Here is a 22,163-nt window from a genome sequence, read left to right on the forward strand (position 1 = left end):
ATGTTTTAATATCATCTCATATCCTTTTGGATTAACGCTGTTGCATTTATTATGTGAATCTATCAAATATATTTATATTTTCATGGATTTTAGTCAGATATATACAATCACTAGTTTCAATATGTATATATCTGTCTTTATAACTTAATCAATCAATGAGAGTTGTTGCCGTAAATATGTCCCTGAGCCTAATAATCCAGGTTGCGGATGAGTAATCAGATAAACAGGAATCTGTTGTACTAATGTTTTAAAGCGCCCTTTATCCTCAAATCCATAAAGGAAATTCGATTGCTTAAAGAAATCAAAAAACCGCGGCACTATACCACCAGCGATATATACACCTCCAAAAGTTGCCATATTTAAAGCTAAATTCCCACCAAATCGCCCCATAATTTCACAAAATAGTGTCAGGGCACGATAACAATATTGACAACTTTCATCCAATGCCCGTTGCGTCACTATTTCTGGTTCTAACTCTTCCGGCTGACTCTGATCCAAAATTGCAATGGCTTGATAGAGATTCACTAATCCACTACCGGACAAGATTTTTTCTACCGAAACATGCCCCAGTTTACGACGTAAAATAGCTAATATTGCATCTTGTTCTTCACTATTCGCTGCAAAATCTACATGACCACCTTCACCAGGTAAACTTATCCATTGCTTGCCTGCTTTTATTAAATGAGCCACACCAAGGCCAGTTCCCGCCCCATAAACAGCAATTGGTTTATCTTTAACTGCTTTTCCCCCTCCCAGTTGAACTTTGTGTTCTTCTGTCAGCATAGGGATAGCCATAGATACGGCAGTGAAGTCATTAATAACCTCTAATTTTTCTAGCCCAAGTGCCTGTTTCAGTTCGCTAATAGAAAATGCCCATTGGTGGTTAGTCATTTCCACCCAATCACCCTTTATCGGGCAGGCAATAGCGATACAAGCATAAGTTATTATTACTTTTTGCTCCGCCAAATAGTCGCTGATAATAGACTCCAACCCAGCGTATTGTTTTGCACTATATGTTTTAATCTGGTCAAGAGCCCCATCTTTCAAATTGCAAAGTGCTAATCTGGCATTCGTACCACCAATATCAGCCACTAGTCCGTAGAGATTCATTTTTATATCCTAATAATTAGCTAGTACAATAATTATGTAAAGCTTATCTCATCTGACATTATTGGTATAGGGAGTTTGGGCACGAATAGCTTGTACCATCGGGATATCACATACTAAAGATGATTTGCCAGGCTAGAACCTTGCAACTAATTGACTAAAAGTCTACAGCTCTACCGACTGAGCTAATAATATATCTAGGAATTCGTTTTTGGATGAAGCTTTAAGATGGTGGGTCGTGCAGGATTCGAACCTGCGACCAATTGATTAAAAGTCAACTGCTCTACCGACTGAGCTAACGACCCATCTATAGGAGAACTACTCTAACTACGTCTTTTTGAATGGTGGGTCGTGCAGGATTCGAACCTGCGACCAATTGATTAAAAGTCAACTGCTCTACCGACTGAGCTAACGACCCATTCCAAAAACGGTGCGATACTGCTGAAATAATCTAATGAAGTGGTGGGCGATACCAGATTCGAACTGATGACCCCCTCCTTGTAAGGGAGATGCTCTACCAACTGAGCTAATCGCCCACTTCATGATGACTATCACTGCGTCTATACCACTGAATTTATGATTGGTGGGCGATACCAGATTCGAACTGATGACCCCCTCCTTGTAAGGGAGATGCTCTACCAACTGAGCTAATCGCCCAATCATAAATTCATTTTTATCACAACGAGTGGTGGGCGATACCAGATTCGAACTGATGACCCCCTCCTTGTAAGGGAGATGCTCTACCAACTGAGCTAATCGCCCCGTCGTGATGGAGTCGCATTATAGGGATAGTTCAGGATGAGTCAACGCTTTTTCTAGGGAAAAATATCGTTCGTCTCAAAATTAAACAAAGGTGAGATAATTATCATCACTCAGGGTACGGTTTAAGCAGATATGCTGACTTTTCTCAATAACATCCCGCTAACAGCATTGAGGAATTAAAGTCCAGTGATAAAATAACCCCCACTTTTATTACTTTAAATCACCAATAACGTTCATTGAAAAGTGAAACGTAATTAAGGCAATCCCCAATGAGTAAAATTAAAACCCGTTTTGCACCAAGCCCAACTGGCTATCTCCATGTTGGCGGTGCACGTACCGCACTTTATTCCTGGTTATATAGCCGCCATAACAAAGGCGAATTTGTATTGCGTATTGAAGATACTGACCTTGAACGCTCAACTCAGGAAGCCATTGATGCCATTATGGACGGTATGAACTGGTTAAATCTGAATTGGGATGAAGGTCCTTATTATCAGACTAAACGTTTTGATCGCTATAATCAGGCTATTGATCAAATGCTGGAGCAAGGGACTGCTTATCATTGCTATTGTTCTAAAGAACGTCTGGAAGAATTGCGTGAAACTCAAATGGCAAAGGGTGAGAAGCCTCGTTATGACGGCCGTTGCCGTGATAATCAATGTCAGCATAATCCGGATCAACCCCATGTTGTCCGTTTCCGCAATCCACAAGAAGGTTCTGTTATTTTTAATGATAGTATCCGTGGCCCAATTGAATTCAGTAATCAGGAACTTGATGATCTGATTATCCGCCGTACCGATGGCTCTCCAACCTATAACTTCTGTGTTGTCATTGATGACTGGGATATGGAAATCACCCATGTCATTCGCGGTGAAGACCATATCAATAATACACCACGTCAAATTAATATTCTGAAAGCACTGGGTGCCCCAGTTCCAGAATATGCACACGTTTCGATGATCTTGGGTGATGATGGTAAAAAACTGTCTAAACGTCACGGTGCAGTGAGTGTTATGCAATACCGTGATGATGGTTATCTGCCAGAAGCACTGTTGAATTATCTGGTTCGTCTGGGTTGGTCACATGGTGATCAGGAAATTTTCAGTGTTGAAGAGATGACTGAATTCTTCGGCCTGGATGCTATCAATAAATCTGCCAGTGCATTCAATACAGAAAAACTACAATGGCTGAACCATCACTATATTAATACCCTGCCTCCAGAGAAAGTGTCCGTTCATCTGGCATGGCACATTGAGCAACAAGGCATTGATACCCGTAATGGGCCACAATTGGCCGATCTGATTAAATTACTGGGTGAACGCTGCAAGACGCTGAAAGAAATGGCCGAGTCCTGCCGCTACTTCTATGAGGATTTTGCTGAGTTTGATGCAGATGCAGCAAAGAAACATTTACGTCCAGTTGCCCGTCAGCCTCTTGAAGTTGTTCGTACAAAGCTGGCTTCAATTACTGATTGGACACCTGAAAATGTTCATCATGCTATTCAATCTACAGCTGATGAGCTAGAAGTTGGTATGGGTAAAGTCGGTATGCCACTGCGTGTTGCTGCTACTGGAGCAGGTCAATCTCCAGGAGTAGATGTGACTATTCATGCTATCGGGCAAACCCGTACTCTGGCCCGTATCAATCAGGCTCTGGCATTTATTGCTCAACGTGAAACTCAGCAGTAATTAATGCGACAAAGGCATCACCGATTCAATGTGGTGCCTTCTATTTTCAAAAAAATCTCATTTAATGAATACCGTGTTGTAACTTCTCTAAACGCTTTCTATCTCATTTCAACCCATTGTTCAGCCTTTATTTTGTCGATCCATCACAGAACTGATGGCTTTTTCAACGCTTGCTCTGATAATGATAAGTTAGCCGTTGACAGTATTTGCAAGGTTTCATATTATGCGCCCCGTTCCACCAATTTTGATTGGGGCTATAGCTCAGCTGGGAGAGCGCTTGCATGGCATGCAAGAGGTCAGCGGTTCGATCCCGCTTAGCTCCACCAAATACTTTTACCAGAGTAAAGTGTTTGGCAATAAAATTAGGAAAAGCCACACTCGTGGGGCTATAGCTCAGCTGGGAGAGCGCTTGCATGGCATGCAAGAGGTCAGCGGTTCGATCCCGCTTAGCTCCACCAAAATTATCAGGCCCTGAAAGCCACGCTTTCAGGGCCTTTTGACTATATATTGTGATAGCGTCCATCCCTGCTAATTCTTCTTCAATGGTTTCACCAACGAATCCAATCCTTCTATTTTTATTGCTAAAGTCATCTCCATCAGCATGCCCAATTTACCTTGTGGAAATTCCCCTTTACGAGCGAACCACAATAAATACTCTTCTGGTAAGTCAATCAGCATACGCCCCTTGTATTTACCGAATGGCATAACAGTATTAGCAATTTCTATCAGGTTTTCTTTTTCCATAATGTGCATTTATATTGATTAAAAAGGATAACTCCAGTTTACGGAGTATGGGAAAAATAGACTAAAGGAAAGCAGAAAGCTGTATCATCCATGATGCAATATTCCACTATAACACTTTATCTTTTTACAGCACCAAGCCTGCAATAGCCGCAGACAAGAAACTGACAAGGGTTGAACCAAACAGTAGCTTCAAGCCAAAACGGGAAACGACGTTACCCTGTTTCTCATTCAAGCCCTTAATCGCACCAGCAACAATTCCAATTGAAGAGAAATTAGCAAAAGAAACCAGAAATACTGACAAAATACCTTGTGAACGCGGAGAAAGTTCTGTCGCCATTGATTGCAAGCTATGCATCGCAACAAATTCGTTAGAAACCAATTTGGTTGCCATAATACTACCAACCTGCAACGCTTCATCAGCAGGAATGCCAATTACCCAAGCAAATGGATAGAACACATAGCCCAGCATTTCCTGGAAGCTCTTATCAAAAATTAGGCTAAACAGCGCATTAATAGCCGCAATCAGGGCAATGAAACCAATCAGCATAGCAGCAACAATCAGGGCGACTTTAAAACCAGCCAGAATATATTCACCCAACATTTCGAAGAAACTTTGGCCTTCGTGAAGATTGCTCATCTGAATGTCTTCTTCGCTGTCAACAGCATATGGATTAATCAGTGACAGGATGATAAAGGTACTGAACATATTGAGCACCAATGCCGCCACAACATATTTAGGCGCCAAAATGGTCATGTAAGCACCGACGATCGACATGGAAACTGTTGACATTGCAGTTGCGGCCATCGTGTACATTCGGCGCTCAGACATTTTTCCCAGCACATCTTTATAAGCGATAAAGTTTTCAGACTGACCCAGTATCAAAGAACTGACTGCATTGAATGATTCCAATTTCCCCATGCCGTTGACCTTAGACAGCAGAGTACCAATAACCCGGATGACGATTGGCAATACTTTGATATGCTGCAAAATACCAATCAGTGCGGAAATAAAGATAATCGGACACAATACATTCAGAAAGAAGAATGCCAGTTTTGCTCCCATCATGCCGCCAAAAATGAATTCCGTCCCTTCCCCCGCAAATTTCAGTAAATGCTCAAACAAGCCGGCAAATCCCATAACAAATTCCTGACCAACACCCGAATTCAGGAAAAACCACGCCAGGACAAGTTCAATAACAAGCAACTGAATAATATAACGAGGACGAATACCTTTACGGTTACTGCTCGCCAGAATAGCAAGGCTGCCAATGACAATCAGAGCCAAAAGGAAGTGCAGGATTTGAGACATATTACACTCCAAACACAACAGAATATAAATGCATTCTATGTGATAAAAGGCGATTAAATGGGATAGATGTCACATTAGACTGAAATAGTTCTTTCTCTAAATCTTTATTTAATGGATTTGATCACATTTTTAGCTGAATCGTATAAAACCAAATTCAAAAACATATTATCAAATATGACTGATTATTGAGAAACTCCTCAATAATCAGTACCCAAAATGCAAACAAAAAGCTATTCGCCCAATAAACGGATCATTTCTTCTTCATCAATAATTGGAATATTTAACTCATTAGCTTTAACCAGTTTCGAACCAGCGGCTTCACCCGCAATCACCAAATCTGTTTTCTTAGAAACACTGCCTGTCACTTTTGCCCCAAGCGCAATAAGTTTATCTTTGGCTTCATCTCTGGATAACTGATGTAATGAGCCAGTAAGCACAATTGTTTTGCCTGCGAATGGGCTGTCAATCTTCTCAGCCTTTGTGACGACAACTTGTTCCCAGTTGATACCGGTATTATCAATCAGATCATCGATAACTTTTTGATTATGAGGTTCACTGAAGAAGTTAACCACGTGTTTTGCCACTACTTCACCAACATCCTGGACCTCTTTTAGAGCGTCTTCATCAGCGGCACGTAATTTATCCATGCAGCCAAAGTGAGCAGCCAGATTAGCAGCGGTTGTTTCCCCAACTTCACGGATCCCCAACGCATAAAGGAAACGCGCAAACGTAGTTTTTTTCGCTTTTTCCAACGCATCTACCACATTTTGCGCGGATTTCGGCCCCATACGATCAAGCCCAGTCAATTTACCCGCAGTAAGCCTGAAAAGATCTGCCGGGGTTTCGACATACTCTTTATCCACCAGTTGATCGATAATCTTTTCTCCCATACCGTCAACATCCATCGCCCGCCGGGAAACAAAGTGTCTCAGTGCTTCTTTACGTTGAGCACCACAGACTAAACCACCAGTACAGCGCGCAACAGCCTCTCCTTCAATCCGCTCGACATCCGCCCCACATACCGGACAATGTTCAGGAAAAACAACTTCATCACTGTCCTGTGGCCTTCTGTCCTCCACAACACCCACGACCTTTGGAATAACATCACCAGCACGACGGATAACAACAGTATCGCCAATACGCAAACCTAAACGTTCAATCTCATCCGCATTGTGCAATGTTGCATTACTAACAGTTACACCAGAGACCTGCACCGGCTCCAGACGCGCTACCGGTGTGATAGCACCAGTACGACCAACCTGAAATTCAACATCGCGAACAATCGTCATCTGCTCCTGAGCAGGAAATTTGAATGCTGTTGCCCAGCGTGGCGCGCGGGCGACAAAGCCTAACGTTTTCTGTAATTCCAGCGAATTCACTTTGATAACAACACCATCAATATCAAACCCTAATGTTGAACGCTGGTTTTCAATATCGTGATAAAAATCAATAACCTGTTGACTATCAGTACAAACTTTAATTTTATCGCTGACCGGCAATCCCCATTTCTTAAACTGTATCAATCGCTCGTAGTGACTGGCCGGCAGTTCTCCCCCTTCCAGTACACCAACACCATGACAAAAGAAGGTCAGTGGCCGTTTAGCGGTAATACGGGGATCAAGTTGACGCAGAGAACCAGCCGCTGCATTACGTGGATTGGCAAATACTTTTGCACCAGTGCGGCGTGCTTCCTCATTGAGCTTCTCAAACCCTTTTTGGGGTATAAAAACTTCACCACGAATTTCAACACGAGCAGGAATATTCTCTCCGATCAGGCGCAGTGGAATTGCGTAGATAGTCCGTACATTTGAGGTAATGTTTTCCCCTGTTGTACCATCACCACGGGTTGCCGCCTGAACCAATTCACCATTTTCATATAACAGACTGACAGCCAGACCATCCAGTTTCAGCTCACAGCACACCACTAAATCCTGATCATCTTTCAGGCGGTCACGCACTCGCTTATCAAACGCCAAATAACTCTCTTCATCGAATACGTTATCCAGTGATAGCATAGGAATTTCATGGCGGACTTGCTTAAAAGCAGTCAGGGGAACAGCTCCAACCCGCTGTGTCGGTGAATCAGATGTAATCAGCTCCGGGTATTGTTCCTCAAGAGTCTTTAATTCCTGCATTAGCCGATCATATTCTGCATCAGGGATCTCTGGGGCATCCATGATGTGATACAGATATTCATGATGACGCAGTGTTATTCTGAGATTTTCTATTTGTTGAGCTGTTGATTTCATGACTTATAACCAGCGATAAAAAGCCCCCGGCTGGCGGAGGCTTGAACATTCGATGAATTGATTATACCTGAACATCAAGTGTGCTGCGAATGCGCGCTTTATACAATTCGATTTTTTGCGGTGTCAGCATTTTACGCTCATCATCAAGCACCACTCCCCCAACATCAGAAGCAATGCGTTGAGCCGCTTGCAACATCAGCTTAAAATTCTGATTAGCGTCTCCATAAGAAGGTACCATCATAAACATGGAGATCCCTGGAGTGGTAAAATCAGCCATTGTTTCAAGATTAAATGAACCCGGCTTCACCATATTGGCAAGGCTGAATAATACCGGGCCGCTGCCTGATGGATTCAAATGGCGGTGGAAAATCTGCATTTCTCCAAATTGGAAGCCAGATTGCAGGATACTTTGCAGCAAGAGCTCACCATTCAGTGCCTGACCGTGGTGTGCTGCCACATGAAGAACCAAAACGATTTCTTTTGCTGCTTTGGCCTGCACTTCCTTCTCACCATCCCCCTCTTTTGCCATATTCTGAGACTTTTCTTCCGTCTGAGGCCTATTTTTCTCAGGCTCATCCTGTCCTTCGGATTCAAACAAACCAAGCTGGGGTTCCTGCTCTTCTATTTCTGTTACTGCTTTTCTGGTTGTGGTCTCAGGCTGATGGCCCGTCAGCAACGGATCACTACTTTCCTCAAGCGTTGCAACATCCATTTCAGTCAACTTCGGCTGACCGCGCTCAATAGCCGGTTCAGCTTTATATTCCTGATGAGGTTTTACCTGCTTATGGGTGTAAGTCTTTTGTTGATTGTCAAACGCCTCATTATCACTGTCATCGACGAAACTCTCCTGACGATCATGTTTATGACGTTTAACTGGGCGATCACGAAAAAGCGAAGAACGCTCTTTACGGCTGGTCCACAACCCATGTAACAGCAAAGCTATTATTGCTATCGCACCAACAATGATTAATATCAGACGCAAATCCTGCATCATTGCTATCTCTGTTGTTTAATTAATATGCCACCACGGCGGAACATTTTCTGTATTAACTGTATTTGTCAAATAACACAAGTGCAAGCTTATACACACTTTTCTTATCATAAATATGCCTGACAAGCACTTTTTGCTTTTTTTTCATACAGAACAAGACTAGCCAGTCGAAAATCCTGCCTATATGATAACGTTTCAATCATACAGGAGAGAATAGGAAGTATGCTTAATTTGACAAAATCACCAAAAAATTTGAGCGGCTTTCAGTATTTGGTGCAAGGTTGCAGATTAATTACTCGCCCAGGTATTAAAAGATTTGTTCTATTGCCCTTATTGGCAAATATTTTGTTACTCGGTGGTTCATTTTGGTGGCTCTACCAGCAACTGGAAAACTGGATCTCCTTGATATTGAACAAAGTACCAGATTGGATGCAATGGCTTAGTTACATTCTATGGCCACTCGCAATGATTTCTATTTTGCTGATTTTTACTTATTTATTCAGCACGATAGCGAACTTCATAGCCGCTCCGTTCAATGGATTACTGGCGGAAAAACTGGAAGCTGATTTAACGGGAACCTCTGCGCCGGATACCGGGGTTAAGGAACTGGTGAAAGATGTTCCACGCATCCTGAAACGAGAATTGGTAAAACTGCTCTACTATATTCCACGCGCCCTGGTTTTACTGCTTCTCTATTTTATTCCTGTTATCGGGCAAACTGTCGCACCTGTGCTCTGGTTTATTTTCAGTGCCTGGATGCTATCGATTCAATACTGTGATTATCCATTTGATAACCACAAAGTCAGTTTTCCAACAATGCGTAGCGCCCTTCGTCAAAACAAAATGAATAACCTGCAATTTGGTGCGCTGGTGAGTATTTTAACAATGATACCTATTGTCAATTTGGTGATTATGCCTATCGCAGTATGCGCTGCTACTGCAATGTGGGTAGATCGCTATCGGGATCAACATGGGTTTCATCTTATAAAATAAATTCACTCAAATGTTATTCTTTAAGACGATAAGAATATATTCAAACTATATTTCCATAACCTGATTGTTGGCGTATCGTTGACCAGATATCACTAAAGGGAGTTGAAAGACGAGTATGAGTAAAATTTACGAAGACAATTCTTTAACAATTGGCCGTACCCCGTTAATTCGCTTAAAACACTTTGGCAATGGACGTATTCTAGCAAAAGTAGAGTCTCGTAACCCAAGCTTTAGTGTAAAATGCCGCATTGGTTCTAACATGATTTGGGATGCTGAAAAACGCGGTATCCTACAGCCAGGAAAAGAGTTGGTAGAGCCAACCAGTGGTAATACCGGGATTGCTCTTGCTTACGTTGCAGCATCCCGTGGCTATAAATTAACGCTGACTATGCCAGAAACGATGAGTATTGAGCGTCGCAAACTGCTAAAAGCACTGGGGGCAAATCTCGTGCTAACTGAAGGCGCTAAAGGTATGAAAGGAGCCATTGAGAAAGCCAATGAAATTCAGGCCAGTGACCCCGATCGCTATATCATCCTGCAACAGTTCAGCAATCCGGCAAACCCGGAAATCCACGAAAAAACCACTGGCCCGGAAATCTGGGAAGATACCGATGGTGAAGTAGACGCATTTGTTACCGGCGTAGGTACTGGCGGTACACTAACAGGCGTTGCCCGGTACCTGAAAAACACCAAAGGTAAAAACATCACTGTGGTTGCAGTAGAACCCGAAGACTCACCGGTAATCAGCCAGACTCTGGCCGGTGAAGAAGTGAAACCCGGCCCACATAAGATTCAAGGCATTGGTGCGGGTTTTATTCCAGATAACCTTGATCTGAAACTGGTTGATCGTGTTTTTAAAATCAGTAATGACGAGGCAATTAAAACCGCGCGTGAAATTATGGTGAAAGAAGGCATTCTGGCGGGTATCTCCTCCGGTGCCACCGTTGCTGCTGCGGTGAAACTTTCTCAGGAATCGGAGTATAAAGATAAAAATATCGTCGTCGTTCTGGCTTCATCAGGTGAACGTTATTTGAGCAGTGCATTGTTTGCTGACTTATCTGATGAATAAAAGTATTTAAGTAGGTTACTTAGTTTTATTGATAAAAAAGCACCTAAAGGGTGCTTTTTCTGTGCAGTAGATCAAACTTTTACACTTTACCAGATGATTTCTTACATTGGGTTTAGTATTTAACCAATAATAATTATTTCGATGCTCGAAATTAATTAACAGAAGTAGTAGTTTCGGTTAAGTAGTCCTGCGATCTATCTTTACTTCAAACTATCAATCAGAAGCATCGAGAAGAATAATTTTTTTGATAATCGATAAAATCTTTTATTACATTATCAATCTTAGAATCTATCCCAGTAGGTTCAATTGATGCGGGCCGTTCTTGTGAAAGGGCAGTGAATACAGAACATTGTCGAGCTCGCACTTTAGGCAAATAAAATCGCTCTACTGGGATAGGCAGTTAATGAATACTCAAGTTAAGATTTGTTTACTACAATTTTTTAACTTACATAGCAAAAATCTAAGTTATTGAGGAAACATCATGTTCCAACAAGAAGTCACTATTACTGCGCCAAATGGCCTACACACCCGCCCCGCAGCCCAGTTTGTTAAAGAAGCAAAAAGTTTCTCCTCCGACATTACACTGACGTCCGGTGGCAAAACGGCCAGTGCGAAAAGCTTGTTTAAGCTACAAACGTTAGGACTCACTCAAGGAACTGTTGTGACTATCTCGGCTGAAGGCGAAGATGAGCAAACAGCAATTGAACATCTGGTTAAATTGATGGCAGAATTGGAATAATCTCCCGTTGATCACAACGCCAGTCAAGATTCAGAGATTGTGAATAAACTGATATTCACTTAGCCGTTCCTCATCCCCGGAGACATTCTTATCCGGGGATGTCAGTTTAAATGCATTTCCTAAAACAGCAAACTATCTGCGGGCTGGCTCTTTAAAGAATAATTATTAGTAGTTAGGTAACATCATGATTTCAGGCATATTAGTATCACCAGGCATTGCTTTCGGTAAGGCATTATTACTGAAAGAAGATCCAATTATTATCAATCAGAAAAAAATCAGTCAAGAACAAGTCGAACAGGAAATTTCCTATTTCAAGCAAGGTCGTGAAAAAGCCTCATCTCAGTTAGAAATAATCAAAAATATAGCAGCAAAAAACCTCGGAAAAGAAAAAGCTGAAATCTTCGAAGGACATATCATGCTGTTGGAAGATGAAGAACTTGAGCAAGAAATTATTTCGTTAATTAAAAACGATTTCAAAGCTGCGGATGCCGCAGTTTATTCCGTGATTGAGACTCAGGCCCAAGCCCTCGAAAAATTGGATGATGAATACCTGAAAGAACGTGCCCCCGACGTGCGTGATATCGGTAAACGCTTGCTGAAAAACATTCTGGGTATGTCCATTGTCGATCTGGGCTCAATTTCAGAAGAAGTTATTCTGATCGCCAACGATTTGACCCCATCTGAAACAGCGCAACTCAATCTGGAAAAAATTCTTGGTTTCATTACTGATTTAGGTGGCCGTACTTCCCATACCTCAATCATGGCCCGTTCTCTTGAACTTCCAGCGATCGTCGGTACCACTAATTCGACAGCCGTAATCCAAAACGGTGATTACCTGATCCTGGACGCGGTAAATAACCATATTTATATCAATCCATCTGATACAAAAATTGAACAGCTAAAAAAAACCAAGAACGAATATCTGGCAGAAAAAGCTGAACTTGCAAAACTGAAAGATTTGCCTGCAATGACTCTTGATGGTCATCAGGTTGAAGTCTGTGCCAACATCGGTACCGTCCGGGATGTTACTGGTGCTGAACGCAATGGTGCCGAGGGTGTCGGTTTATACCGTACAGAATTTCTATTTATGGATCGTGATACACTGCCAACAGAGGAAGAGCAATTCCAGGCTTATAAAGCCGTTGCTGAAGCAATGGGCAGCCAGGCGGTTATTATACGTACGATGGATATCGGCGGTGATAAAAATCTGCCCTATATGAATCTACCGAAAGAAGAGAATCCATTCCTTGGTTGGCGTGCAATTCGTATTTGCCTTGATCGAAAAGAGATCTTACATTCTCAGTTACGTGCTATTTTACGTGCATCTGCTTTTGGTAAATTACGTATTATGTTTCCAATGATTATTTCTGTTGAGGAAGTACTACAACTGAAAGCAGAACTTGAATTGCTGAAGGGCCAACTTCGCGAAGAAGGTAAAAAATTCGATGAAGCAATTGAAGTAGGTGTGATGATAGAAACACCCGCTTCAGCAGTCATTGCTCGTCACTTGGCAAAAGAAGTTGATTTTTTCAGTATTGGGACAAACGATCTAACTCAGTATACTCTTGCTGTAGACCGCGGTAACGAATTGATTTCTCATCTTTATAACCCGATGCTACCAGCAGTGTTGAGCCTGATTAAGCAAACCATTGACGCTTCACACGCTGAAGGTAAATGGACGGGGATGTGTGGCGAGCTTGCAGGTGATGAACGTGCTACACTGTTGTTATTAGGTATGGGGCTGGATGAGTTTAGTATGAGTGCGATTTCTATTCCCCGCATCAAGAAAATCATTCGTAATACGCGTTACGAAGATGCAAAAGCGCTGGCTGAGCAATCCCTTTCTCAGTCTACCGCTCAGGGGGTGATGGAGTTGGTTGATACATTTATCAAAGAAAAAACACTGTGCTAACAATATCGGTTAAAACGCGGTCCAGTATAAACAATTAGGAGAAGATTCATGGGTCTGTTTGATAAACTGAAATCTCTGGTTTCAGATGATAAAAAAAACAGCGGCACTATTGAAATTATCGCACCCTTATCTGGTGAGATTGTCAATATTGAAGATGTTCCAGATGTTGTTTTCGCCGAAAAAATTGTTGGCGATGGTATCGCTATAAAACCTACCGGCAGTAAGATAGTTGCACCAGTTGATGGGACGATCGGTAAAATATTTGAAACCAACCATGCGTTTTCTATCGAATCGGACAGCGGTATTGAGCTATTTGTCCACTTTGGTATTGATACGGTTGAGCTTAAAGGAGAAGGCTTTAAGCGCATTGCTGAAGAAGGTCAGCGTGTACAGAAAGGTGATTTAGTTTTGGAGTTTGATCTTCAATTCCTTGAAGAAAGAGCGAAATCAATACTGACACCTGTTGTTATTTCCAATATGGATGAAATTAAAGAATTGTCCAAACTGAGTGGTTCTGTCACTGTTGGTGAAACGCCCATTATGCGTATCAAAAAGTAGCCATATTTTAACTACCACAATACCCTTTTTGTATTAAAAAAACGGCCGACAATACCGGCTGTTTTTTTATTTTATTCCGGTATTCGATTTACATCACCTTTACATTCAGAAATCGGGTAGTGTGAGCAGAACTTACCGCTACTTTGTTCTACTCACTCTAAATGACTGCTTTTGATATCTGCCCTTCATTACAATACTGGCTGGCATTGATAATCAGATTAATTAAATACCCCCGTAGAAAGATATCTGTCACCCCGATCACAGATAATTGCAACAATGACAGAACCCGGATTCTGTGCCGCAACGCTTAATGCTCCGGCAACAGCGCCACCGGAACTAACCCCACAAAAAATCCCCTCTTTGTGAGCTAACAAACGCATAGTTTTTTCAGCGTCTTCCTGCTTGATATCCAACACTTGATCCACCAGTTCCTTTCGAAAAATGCCGGGCAGATAAGCTGGCGACCAACGGCGAATACCTGGAATATGGCTGTTCTCAGCTGGTTGTAAACCAATAACCTGAACACCGTTATTCTGGCTTTTTAAATAGCGGCTAACACCAGTAATTGTTCCCGTCGTTCCCATACTGGAAATAAAATGCGTAATGCGTCCTTGTGTTTGCTGCCAAATTTCCGGCCCGGTCGTCGTAAAGTGAGCTAAGGGGTTATCCGGGTTATTGAATTGATCAAGAACTTTACCTTCACCATTACGCGCCATTTGTTGAGCTAAATCACGTGCGCCTTCCATACCCACGTTTCTACTCACCAAAATAAGCTCCGCGCCATAAGCGCGCATAGAAGCCTGACGTTCAAGGCTCATATTATCAGGCATCAGTAATTTAAGGTGATAACCTTTTACTGCGGCAATCATTGCCAACGCAATACCGGTATTTCCGCTGGTGGCTTCAATCAATACGTCACCGGGAAAAATTTCACCCCGCAATTCAGCCTGCTGAATCATTGACAGCGCTGTCCTGTCTTTTATTGAACCTGCCGGATTATTACCTTCAAGTTTTACCCATATTTCCACACCCAGCTTATCGGTCATTCGTTGTAGTTTTACCAGCGGAGTGTTGCCTATAAAATGTTCCAAGCTTGCCACAGCTATTACCTATTTTTATTTAATAGAACAGCGAAATAACCATATTCAGAAATATATCGCAAGACTTTAAATAAAAAATGCCCATCTCCAGACGGTAAGAAGATGAGCAAATCGGTACCAACCAAAATTTTAAATCATTGTCAGGCGGTCTGAGCTAAACTAAGGGTTTGCAGTTGTTTATCACCCGCATATAAACGGGCTTCAGTACCACCAATAAAATAACGGCTGCCTCTTGTCGGTACTGACGTTTCATCAAACCAAACAATAGCAACTGGCTCTTGATGCCAGCCCAGTGGCTGGACGGAAAGCTGCCAGAAATGCCCACGAGGACTAACCTCAGTCACCTGTACAGGCAGTGGACTGGATGGTGTAGGTTGCGAATTAATCATGACCTCCCACGGTCGCAGGAATACATCAACATTCCCCTGATGGATTGGTGTTACCTTAAGAGGCAGATGTTGCCCGCCAATCAAAAGCTGGGATCCTTTAATCTCACCACGAAGATGGTTAACCTCACCAAGGAATTCCATCACAAAACGGCTGGCCGGATAACGCCATACCTCTTGTGGCGTGCCTACCTGTTCAATATTCCCCTGGCTCATAACAACAACCCGATCAGCCACTTCCATCGCTTCTTCCTGATCATGAGTCACAAAGACACTGGTAAATTTCAGTTCTTCATGAAGCCTGCGTAACCAGCGGCGTAGTTCCATCCTTACCTGAGCATCCAGTGCACCAAATGGCTCATCCAGTAACAGAATTTGTGGTTCAACAGCCAATGCCCTCGCCAGCGCTACCCGCTGTTTTTGCCCACCCGAAAGCTGTGACGGATAGCGTTCAGCAAGATGAGTCAATTGCACCATTTCCAGCAACGCCATAACTTTACGGCGAATAGCCGCCATATCAGGACGCTTACGCCGTGGCAGAACGGTCAATCCGAAAGCAACGTTATCGAATACGGTCATATGCCGGAACAACGCATAATGCTGAAAGACAAACCCAACCTGACGATCTTTGGCATGTACGCGACTCACATCCTGACCGTGGAAACTCAGCTTCCCCGCAGTCTGTTGTTCCAGACCAGCAATAATCCTTAACAATGTTGTTTTACCAGAGCCTGACGGGCCAAGCAGAGCGACCATTTCCCCAGAAAAAATATTCAAAGTGATATCGCTCAGAACCTGAGTCCGACCAAAATATTTACTGATATTATTAATTTCAATACTCATATTGTGCTCCTACCTTAACTATGCTGGCGACTTAACCGCCACTGCAAAGCACTTTTAACAACCAATGTGATCATTGCCATCAACGCCAGTAACGCCGCCGCAGTAAATGCCCCTACGGTATTGTAATCTTGATGCAATAATTCAACCTGCAACGGCAATGTATAAGTTTCACCACGAATCGCACCGGATACCACTGACACAGCACCAAATTCACCAATTGCCCGGGCATTGGTCAAAACCACACCATATAATAACGCCCAGCGGATATTGGGTAATGTCACCCGCCAAAACATTTTCCAACCAGACGCCCCCAACAATATTGCCGCTTCATCTTCTTGGCTTCCCTGACTAAGCATCATCGGCACCAGCTCCCGGACAACAAACGGGCAAGTCACAAACACCGTGACTAACACCATGCCCGGCCAGGAAAACATCAGTTGAATATCATAAGGTTCCAGCAAATTTCCTGCCCAGCCATTCGAACCATAAAACAGCAGATAGAGCAAACCCGCCACAACCGGCGACACAGCAAACGGGATATCGATTAACGTCAGCAAACATTGCCGTCCCGGAAACTGAAAACGTGTCACCAACCAGGCAATCATCACACCAAAAATCAGGTTTACCGGAACGGTGATCAATGCAATCAGTACCGTTAACCAGATGGCATGTAACATGTCAGGATCTAAAAGATTCTGAGTGACCACCCCAATTCCTTTGGAAAAGGCGGTCATAAAGATCCATACAATTGGGATCACTAACAGCAAGACTGAAAACAGGACTCCTGTTGTGATAAGCCCCCATTTCCCCCAATTGACAGGCGGTCGTTGCGCAACAGAAAATTGCGATAATTCTGCCATTAGCGCCCTCCAATCCGCTTACCAAAGCGGCTTTGCAAGGTATTAATACTAAACAGTAATATCAGGGATATCGCCAATATGACCGATGCAATGGCACTGGCAGCTGGGTAATCAAACTCCTGCAAGCGAATGAAAATCATCAGTGATACCACTTCTGTCTGCCATGCGATGTTACCTGCAATAAAAATCACGGCACCAAACTCCCCCAGGCTGCGGGTAAAAGAGAGTGCAGCACCAGCAATTAAAGCCGGAGATAATTCAGGCATGATTACACGCCAGAAAGTTTGCCAGCGGCTAGCGCCTAATGTTTGAGCGGCTTCTTCATACTCCGGCCCTAACTCTTCAAGTACCGGCTGAATAGTTCGCACCACAAATGGCAGACTGGTAAACGCCATTGCCACCGCAATGCCCAACCAGGTATTCACCACTTTCATATCAAAGTGCCCAAGAAGTGAACCATACCAACCTGTAGCAGAGAACAGCGTTGCCAGTGTCAACCCAGCTACTGCGGTAGGCAACGCAAAGGGGAGATCCATCAAGCCATCCAGTAAGCTCCGGCCAGGGAAACGATAGCGGGTTAAGACCCATGCCATCAGCATACCGAACACCGCATTGAATAAACTGGCAACCGCTGCCGCCAGTAATGTCACTTTGTAAGCCGCCACTACCTGAGGATTAGCAATAACCTGCCAATACTGTTCCCAGGTCATACTGGAAAGCTGCACAACCAATGCACTCAGGGGCAATAATAAAATCAAGCAGGTATAGAACAAGCTGCTACCTAAACTCAGCCCAAAACCAGGCAATATTCGCTTACTGGATACCGCAAACATTACTTATGCCCTTCCGCCAGCAATTGATCCAGTGTGCCATCTGTATTGAAGTGGGTTTTCATCACTTGTGACCAACCACCAAACTGATCTTCCAGTCGGAACAATTTCGTTTTTGGGAAACGCGCTTTTTGCTGCTCCATCACGTTTTTATCACAGACACGATAATTAAAGTCAGTGATGATCTGCTGTGCCTGTGGGCTATAGAGATAATTCAGATAAGCTTTCGCCACTTCTTCAGTGCCGTTTCTCACAATATTTTTATCAACCCAAGCAACAGGGAACTCCGCCAGAATATCTATTGGCGGGACAATCACCTCATATTTGTCGTCACCATATTGTTTGCGGATATTGTTTACTTCAGATTCGAAACTTATCAGCACATCACCCAAACCACGTTCAATAAATGAAGTCGTTGCTCCGCGACCTCCGATATCAAACACGGTGACATTTTTCAGGAAGCGTTTCATCCATTCGCGGGTTTTACCCTGATCTCCACCATTTTCCTGTTGAATCACTCCCCAAGCAGCCAGATAGGTGTAACGGCCATTACCAGAAGTTTTAGGGTTTGGGAAGACTAATTTGACATCCTTACGGACTAAATCATGCCAGTTACGGATATTTTTGGGATTACCCTTACGCACCAAAAATGCCATTGTGGAATAGTAAGGTGAGCTGCTATTTGGCAGACGACTCTGCCAATCAGCCGGTATCAGATCGCCATGATCATGCAAAATTTGCACATCCGTCACCTGATTGTAAGTCACCACATCAGCCCGCAACCCCTGGAGAATTGCCAGTGCTTGTTTGGAGGAGCCTGCATGGGATTGCTTGATTATCAATTTGTCCTGTGGATGCTGCTCATTCCACTGTTTCTCAAATTCAGGATTAAGTGCGGAAAATAGCTCACGCGCAACGTCATAAGAGCTGTTTAACAACGCTACAGCAAAGGCATTACTGCTGCCTAATAAAGTTACTGCTACCAGTCCGTTTAGTATTTTATTGTTTACTGAATACTTTTTCATTTCTCACCTTATCCGTTATTTCATCAAATAACGCTCTGGTGACTAATGTATCCAGTTTATTTATAACAGGGTAGATAACTATCGCCGTTTAATATACCAAATTGCAATTAGAAAGTATGAAACGCAATAAGATGGCAAAAATAGTAAGGTTTTTAATTGAAAATGCGGGCCTGTTACGGCTCCGCAAGAAACACATCAAGTTTACTAAACAGACTCAGTTTGTACTTTCACTCAGAAACGGCTTTTCACCGCTTCCAAACGATACGTTCCACTTTCCAGTTTTTCAGAGCATCATCAGAAGGCATCAAACCTTCCGGGCCATTCCAGTTGCCTGTAAACAGATAACTGACATTCTTGCTCTGCGGAGAGACGCAGATAACTGCCCTCTTTTCTGATTGACTCACCGTATTTCGGCAAGCATCAAATGCCCGGTTATAAAGCGCCGAGAATGGTGTACCAATCTTTGTCCCCCAGACGGTTTCAATATCTTTATCCAACACATCAATACGGCTGACTTTTCCACCTGCCTGACCAAAAAGTTCTATTTTCAGTTGATCACCCTCCATCGCTTGAAATACCGTCACCAACTGACCATTTTTCATTTCCATGCCGCTGCGTAAGTGGTACTTCCCATCTAACCCTTTATCTATCGCGTCCTTATTCATTGCTGTCAGACTATTTATTTCCCCAACCCCTTGAGCGGAGATTTTTAACGAGCCACCAAACCAGCTAAAAGGCGACAAACTCGACCATGAAAGACCAGATGAGCCCGCACAACCGGCCAGTAACAATGAACAACCTATTGTGGCAAAACGTAATCCTGACAAAATGTTAGCTAAAGAAAACTCCTGCATAACTGGCTCCTTTTGATTAAATACAGAAATAGGTACTGAGACATCACACCACGGTTGTTAGTTTCAGAGAACAGTTTAAATTATTAACAATGAGTGAATATCACATTGATTAAATATCGCTTGTCGATATACTGTTTTTCTAAAAATAAGTCACCATAATGAGATCAATATGATGAAAAAAACATTTGCAACCGTCGCCCTGATTGCTTTATTCAGTGCACCATTAACAGCCCAAACCACACATATGCAATCTGGTGGTTTTTCTGGTCCAAATGTTACCCAACCTCATGCCCAGACAGCACCACTAGGTGGTTTTATCGATAACAATGTAAGAATTTCAACCACTGAACAAGTTAAAAATATGTGGGATGACAGTTGGGTCGTGCTGGAGGGAAATATCGAATCCCGTATCCGTGGCGATCACTTCATATTCCGTGATAACACAGGCGTTATTGAAGTCGAAATTGATCACAAATACTGGAATGGTCAAACAATAACACCTCAGGATAAAGTTCGCCTTGAAGGTGAAGTCGATAAAGAGTGGAGTTCTGTAACAGTTGATGTGAAAAAAGTGACTAAATTGCACTAGTGATTTGTGGCTGAATGAGACTCATTCAGCCACATGCCTCAGATCAATAGTCCTGATCAATAATCAAACGCTTGCTGAAAACAACACTTTCTTGATGACAATCTTCGTATTCCAGTTTTTCACACATATAAAGCGTGGCATCATTGTCCTCAGGAACAATAAACATGATTTTCGGACAGCCACGGGCAATCAACTTTTTTTCCAACCGGGAAATTAATGCATTCGCAATTCCCCGTCCTCGGAATTCAGGATGAACACCCAAATAATAAGCCGAACCAAAGTGACCGTCATAACCACCCATAACAGTCCCAACCACTTCACCCGCCACTTCCGCGACTAAAAACAGGTCAGGATCATGGGTCAGCTTACGCTCAATATCCATTTCAGGATCAACACCAGGATTAAGTAAATCGCAGCGTTCCCATAAGGTGATCACTGCTTCAAAATCATCTTGTCGAAATACCCGAATTTCCATTCCTAACCAACCTGTTTTTATTGAAATAACTATTTTACATTATCTTCGCTTTAGCACCGGAATCAATACGAAAATGTGTTCTCTATCACCAATAGGTATAATATGGCAATCACTGCATTATAATGAGAAAAGAATCATGAACACACCAAATGTCAATAAGATTAAATCTTTTTTCCTTTCATTACAGAATGAAATTTGCCAGCAACTGGAACAGGCAGATGGCAAAGGGAAATTTATTGAGCAATGCTGGCAACGGGAAGATGGCGGTGGTGGCCGCAGTCGAATTATGAAAGAAGGCGCTATATTCGAACAAGCCGGCGCTAATTTTTCCCATGTGTCAGGAACCATGCTTCCCTCATCAGCAACAGCCCATCGCCCTGAATTGACCGGACGTAATTATCAGGCCATGGGCGTCTCTCTGGTTATTCATCCTTCAAATCCCTATATCCCAACCAGCCATGCTAACGTCCGGTTTTTTATTGCGGAAAAAGAAGGTGAAGCGCCAGTATGGTGGTTCGGTGGAGGTTTTGATTTGACACCTTATTATGGTTTTGAGGAAGATGCTATTCACTGGCACACTACCGCCAGAAATATATGTCAACCATATGGAGAAACTCTCTACCAAAAATATAAAAAATGGTGTGATAATTATTTCTATATTAAACATCGTAATGAAGCGCGTGGAATTGGCGGCTTATTTTTTGATGATTTAAATACTCCTGATTTTGAACACTGTTTTCACTTTACTCAGGATATAGGAAAAGGTTTTCTTTCTGCTTATTTGCCTATTGTGGAAAAAAGGAAGAGCATATTATGGAGCGAACGAGAACGACAGTTTCAATTATATCGCCGTGGTCGTTATGTTGAATTTAACCTAGTTTGGGACAGGGGAACCTTATTTGGATTACAAAGTGGTGGACGAACAGAGTCTATCTTAATGTCCATGCCACCATTAGTACGTTGGGAATATGACTATCACCCTGAACCAGGGTCTGCGGAAGCTGCTTTATATATTGACTTTCTACCAGTAAAAAACTGGATATGATTTTTTATCATGTTAGGAATATTATAAACAATTAT

At 42.8% G+C, this 22,163-nt stretch carries 20 protein-coding genes and 7 tRNA genes; 10 read left to right on the forward strand and 17 right to left on the reverse strand.

Annotated features, from left to right (window positions below):
• Positions 1-144: 144 nt before the first annotated feature.
• The 6 genes from glk to ACGF7G_RS12245 all read right to left on the reverse strand — a co-directional run bounded on the left by glk (position 145) and on the right by ACGF7G_RS12245 (position 1,869).
• Positions 145-1,110 carry a glucokinase gene (gene glk / locus ACGF7G_RS12220; RefSeq protein WP_387465805.1) on the reverse strand — a complete coding sequence of 322 codons (966 nt, stop codon included), beginning with the start codon at positions 1,108-1,110 and terminating at the stop codon, positions 145-147.
• A gap of 226 nt (positions 1,111-1,336) precedes the next feature.
• A tRNA-Lys gene (locus tag ACGF7G_RS12225) sits at positions 1,337-1,412 on the reverse strand.
• A gap of 37 nt (positions 1,413-1,449) precedes the next feature.
• Positions 1,450-1,525: transfer RNA gene (locus ACGF7G_RS12230), tRNA-Lys, on the reverse strand.
• Between the two features lie 42 nt (positions 1,526-1,567).
• Positions 1,568-1,643, reverse strand: a tRNA-Val gene (locus tag ACGF7G_RS12235).
• Between the two features lie 45 nt (positions 1,644-1,688).
• Positions 1,689-1,764, reverse strand: a tRNA-Val gene (locus ACGF7G_RS12240).
• 29 nt (positions 1,765-1,793) lie between these two features.
• Positions 1,794-1,869, reverse strand: a tRNA-Val gene (locus ACGF7G_RS12245).
• 269 nt (positions 1,870-2,138) lie between these two features.
• On the opposite strand from ACGF7G_RS12245, the gene gltX reads away from it, so the two are divergent.
• The 3 genes from gltX (at position 2,139) to ACGF7G_RS12260 (ending at position 4,015) form a co-directional block, all read left to right on the forward strand.
• Positions 2,139-3,557: a glutamate--tRNA ligase gene (gene gltX, locus ACGF7G_RS12250; RefSeq protein WP_387465807.1), complete on the forward strand. Its 1,419-nt coding sequence runs from the start codon at positions 2,139-2,141 to the stop codon at positions 3,555-3,557.
• 250 nt (positions 3,558-3,807) lie between these two features.
• A tRNA-Ala gene (locus ACGF7G_RS12255) sits at positions 3,808-3,883 on the forward strand.
• Positions 3,884-3,939: 56 nt separating this feature from the next.
• Positions 3,940-4,015, forward strand: a tRNA-Ala gene (locus ACGF7G_RS12260).
• A gap of 70 nt (positions 4,016-4,085) precedes the next feature.
• Here ACGF7G_RS12260 and ACGF7G_RS12265 read toward each other — a convergent pair.
• The 4 genes from ACGF7G_RS12265 to zipA form a co-directional block, all read right to left on the reverse strand.
• Positions 4,086-4,301 carry a DUF3820 family protein gene (locus ACGF7G_RS12265; RefSeq protein ID WP_021323870.1) on the reverse strand — a complete coding sequence of 72 codons (216 nt, stop codon included), beginning with the start codon at positions 4,299-4,301 and terminating at the stop codon, positions 4,086-4,088.
• 124 nt (positions 4,302-4,425) lie between these two features.
• Entirely contained in the window at positions 4,426-5,610 is a 1,185-nt protein-coding gene (locus ACGF7G_RS12270; protein WP_133814933.1) for a NupC/NupG family nucleoside CNT transporter, read from the reverse strand.
• 230 nt (positions 5,611-5,840) lie between these two features.
• Complete coding sequence (gene ligA, locus ACGF7G_RS12275; protein WP_387465809.1) at positions 5,841-7,859, reverse strand: NAD-dependent DNA ligase LigA; 2,019 nt, start codon at positions 7,857-7,859, stop codon at positions 5,841-5,843.
• A 61-nt stretch (positions 7,860-7,920) separates the two neighbouring features.
• Entirely contained in the window at positions 7,921-8,853 is a 933-nt protein-coding gene (gene zipA / locus ACGF7G_RS12280; protein ID WP_133814935.1) for a cell division protein ZipA, read from the reverse strand.
• A 219-nt stretch (positions 8,854-9,072) separates the two neighbouring features.
• On the opposite strand from zipA, the gene cysZ reads away from it, so the two are divergent.
• From cysZ to crr, 5 genes are all read left to right on the forward strand, one after another.
• Positions 9,073-9,843, forward strand: coding sequence for a sulfate transporter CysZ (gene cysZ, locus ACGF7G_RS12285; RefSeq protein WP_133814936.1), 771 nt, complete (start codon positions 9,073-9,075; stop codon positions 9,841-9,843).
• 115 nt (positions 9,844-9,958) lie between these two features.
• A complete protein-coding gene (gene cysK / locus ACGF7G_RS12290; RefSeq protein WP_387465812.1) occupies positions 9,959-10,912 on the forward strand; it encodes a cysteine synthase A in 954 nt (317 codons plus the stop codon).
• Between the two features lie 481 nt (positions 10,913-11,393).
• On the forward strand, positions 11,394-11,651 hold the full coding sequence (gene ptsH / locus ACGF7G_RS12295; protein ID WP_133814938.1) for a phosphocarrier protein Hpr: 258 nt from the start codon (positions 11,394-11,396) through the stop codon (positions 11,649-11,651).
• A gap of 184 nt (positions 11,652-11,835) precedes the next feature.
• Positions 11,836-13,563, forward strand: coding sequence for a phosphoenolpyruvate-protein phosphotransferase PtsI (gene ptsI / locus ACGF7G_RS12300; protein WP_387465814.1), 1,728 nt, complete (start codon positions 11,836-11,838; stop codon positions 13,561-13,563).
• Between the two features lie 48 nt (positions 13,564-13,611).
• Positions 13,612-14,121: a PTS glucose transporter subunit IIA gene (crr, locus tag ACGF7G_RS12305; protein WP_133814940.1), complete on the forward strand. Its 510-nt coding sequence runs from the start codon at positions 13,612-13,614 to the stop codon at positions 14,119-14,121.
• A gap of 218 nt (positions 14,122-14,339) precedes the next feature.
• Here the strand turns inward: crr and cysM are convergent, their stop codons facing one another.
• From cysM to ACGF7G_RS12335, 6 genes are all read right to left on the reverse strand, one after another.
• Complete coding sequence (gene cysM / locus ACGF7G_RS12310) at positions 14,340-15,221, reverse strand: cysteine synthase CysM (RefSeq protein ID WP_387465817.1); 882 nt, start codon at positions 15,219-15,221, stop codon at positions 14,340-14,342.
• A 140-nt stretch (positions 15,222-15,361) separates the two neighbouring features.
• The gene (cysA, locus tag ACGF7G_RS12315; protein WP_387465819.1) at positions 15,362-16,450 is read right to left on the reverse strand and encodes a sulfate/thiosulfate ABC transporter ATP-binding protein CysA; all 1,089 of its coding nucleotides are present in this window, start codon (positions 16,448-16,450) and stop codon (positions 15,362-15,364) included.
• Between the two features lie 14 nt (positions 16,451-16,464).
• Positions 16,465-17,310, reverse strand: a complete 846-nt coding sequence (gene cysW / locus ACGF7G_RS12320; RefSeq protein WP_387465820.1) for a sulfate/thiosulfate ABC transporter permease CysW — start codon at positions 17,308-17,310, stop codon at positions 16,465-16,467.
• A complete protein-coding gene (gene cysT / locus ACGF7G_RS12325) occupies positions 17,310-18,143 on the reverse strand; it encodes a sulfate/thiosulfate ABC transporter permease CysT (RefSeq protein ID WP_387465822.1) in 834 nt (277 codons plus the stop codon). Before cysT ends, cysW begins: the two co-directional genes overlap by 1 nt.
• Positions 18,143-19,165: a sulfate ABC transporter substrate-binding protein gene (locus ACGF7G_RS12330; RefSeq protein ID WP_387465824.1), complete on the reverse strand. Its 1,023-nt coding sequence runs from the start codon at positions 19,163-19,165 to the stop codon at positions 18,143-18,145. Before ACGF7G_RS12330 ends, cysT begins: the two co-directional genes overlap by 1 nt.
• A gap of 245 nt (positions 19,166-19,410) precedes the next feature.
• A complete protein-coding gene (locus tag ACGF7G_RS12335) occupies positions 19,411-20,019 on the reverse strand; it encodes an RpoE-regulated lipoprotein (protein ID WP_387465825.1) in 609 nt (202 codons plus the stop codon).
• A gap of 169 nt (positions 20,020-20,188) precedes the next feature.
• Between ACGF7G_RS12335 and ACGF7G_RS12340 the strand changes: the two genes are divergently transcribed.
• Positions 20,189-20,608 (forward strand): YgiW/YdeI family stress tolerance OB fold protein, encoded by a 420-nt coding sequence (locus tag ACGF7G_RS12340; RefSeq protein WP_387465827.1) that lies wholly within the window; start codon positions 20,189-20,191, stop codon positions 20,606-20,608.
• Between the two features lie 43 nt (positions 20,609-20,651).
• Here the strand turns inward: ACGF7G_RS12340 and ACGF7G_RS12345 are convergent, their stop codons facing one another.
• The gene (locus ACGF7G_RS12345; protein WP_133814947.1) at positions 20,652-21,083 is read right to left on the reverse strand and encodes a GNAT family acetyltransferase; all 432 of its coding nucleotides are present in this window, start codon (positions 21,081-21,083) and stop codon (positions 20,652-20,654) included.
• A gap of 136 nt (positions 21,084-21,219) precedes the next feature.
• Here ACGF7G_RS12345 and hemF point away from each other — a divergent pair, with 136 nt between their 5' ends.
• Complete coding sequence (hemF, locus tag ACGF7G_RS12350) at positions 21,220-22,128, forward strand: oxygen-dependent coproporphyrinogen oxidase (protein ID WP_387465829.1); 909 nt, start codon at positions 21,220-21,222, stop codon at positions 22,126-22,128.
• Positions 22,129-22,163: the final 35 nt, after the last annotated feature.

The organism is Photorhabdus sp. RM323S (genome assembly GCF_042879375.1).
Lineage (GTDB): Bacteria > Pseudomonadota > Gammaproteobacteria > Enterobacterales > Enterobacteriaceae > Photorhabdus > Photorhabdus tasmaniensis.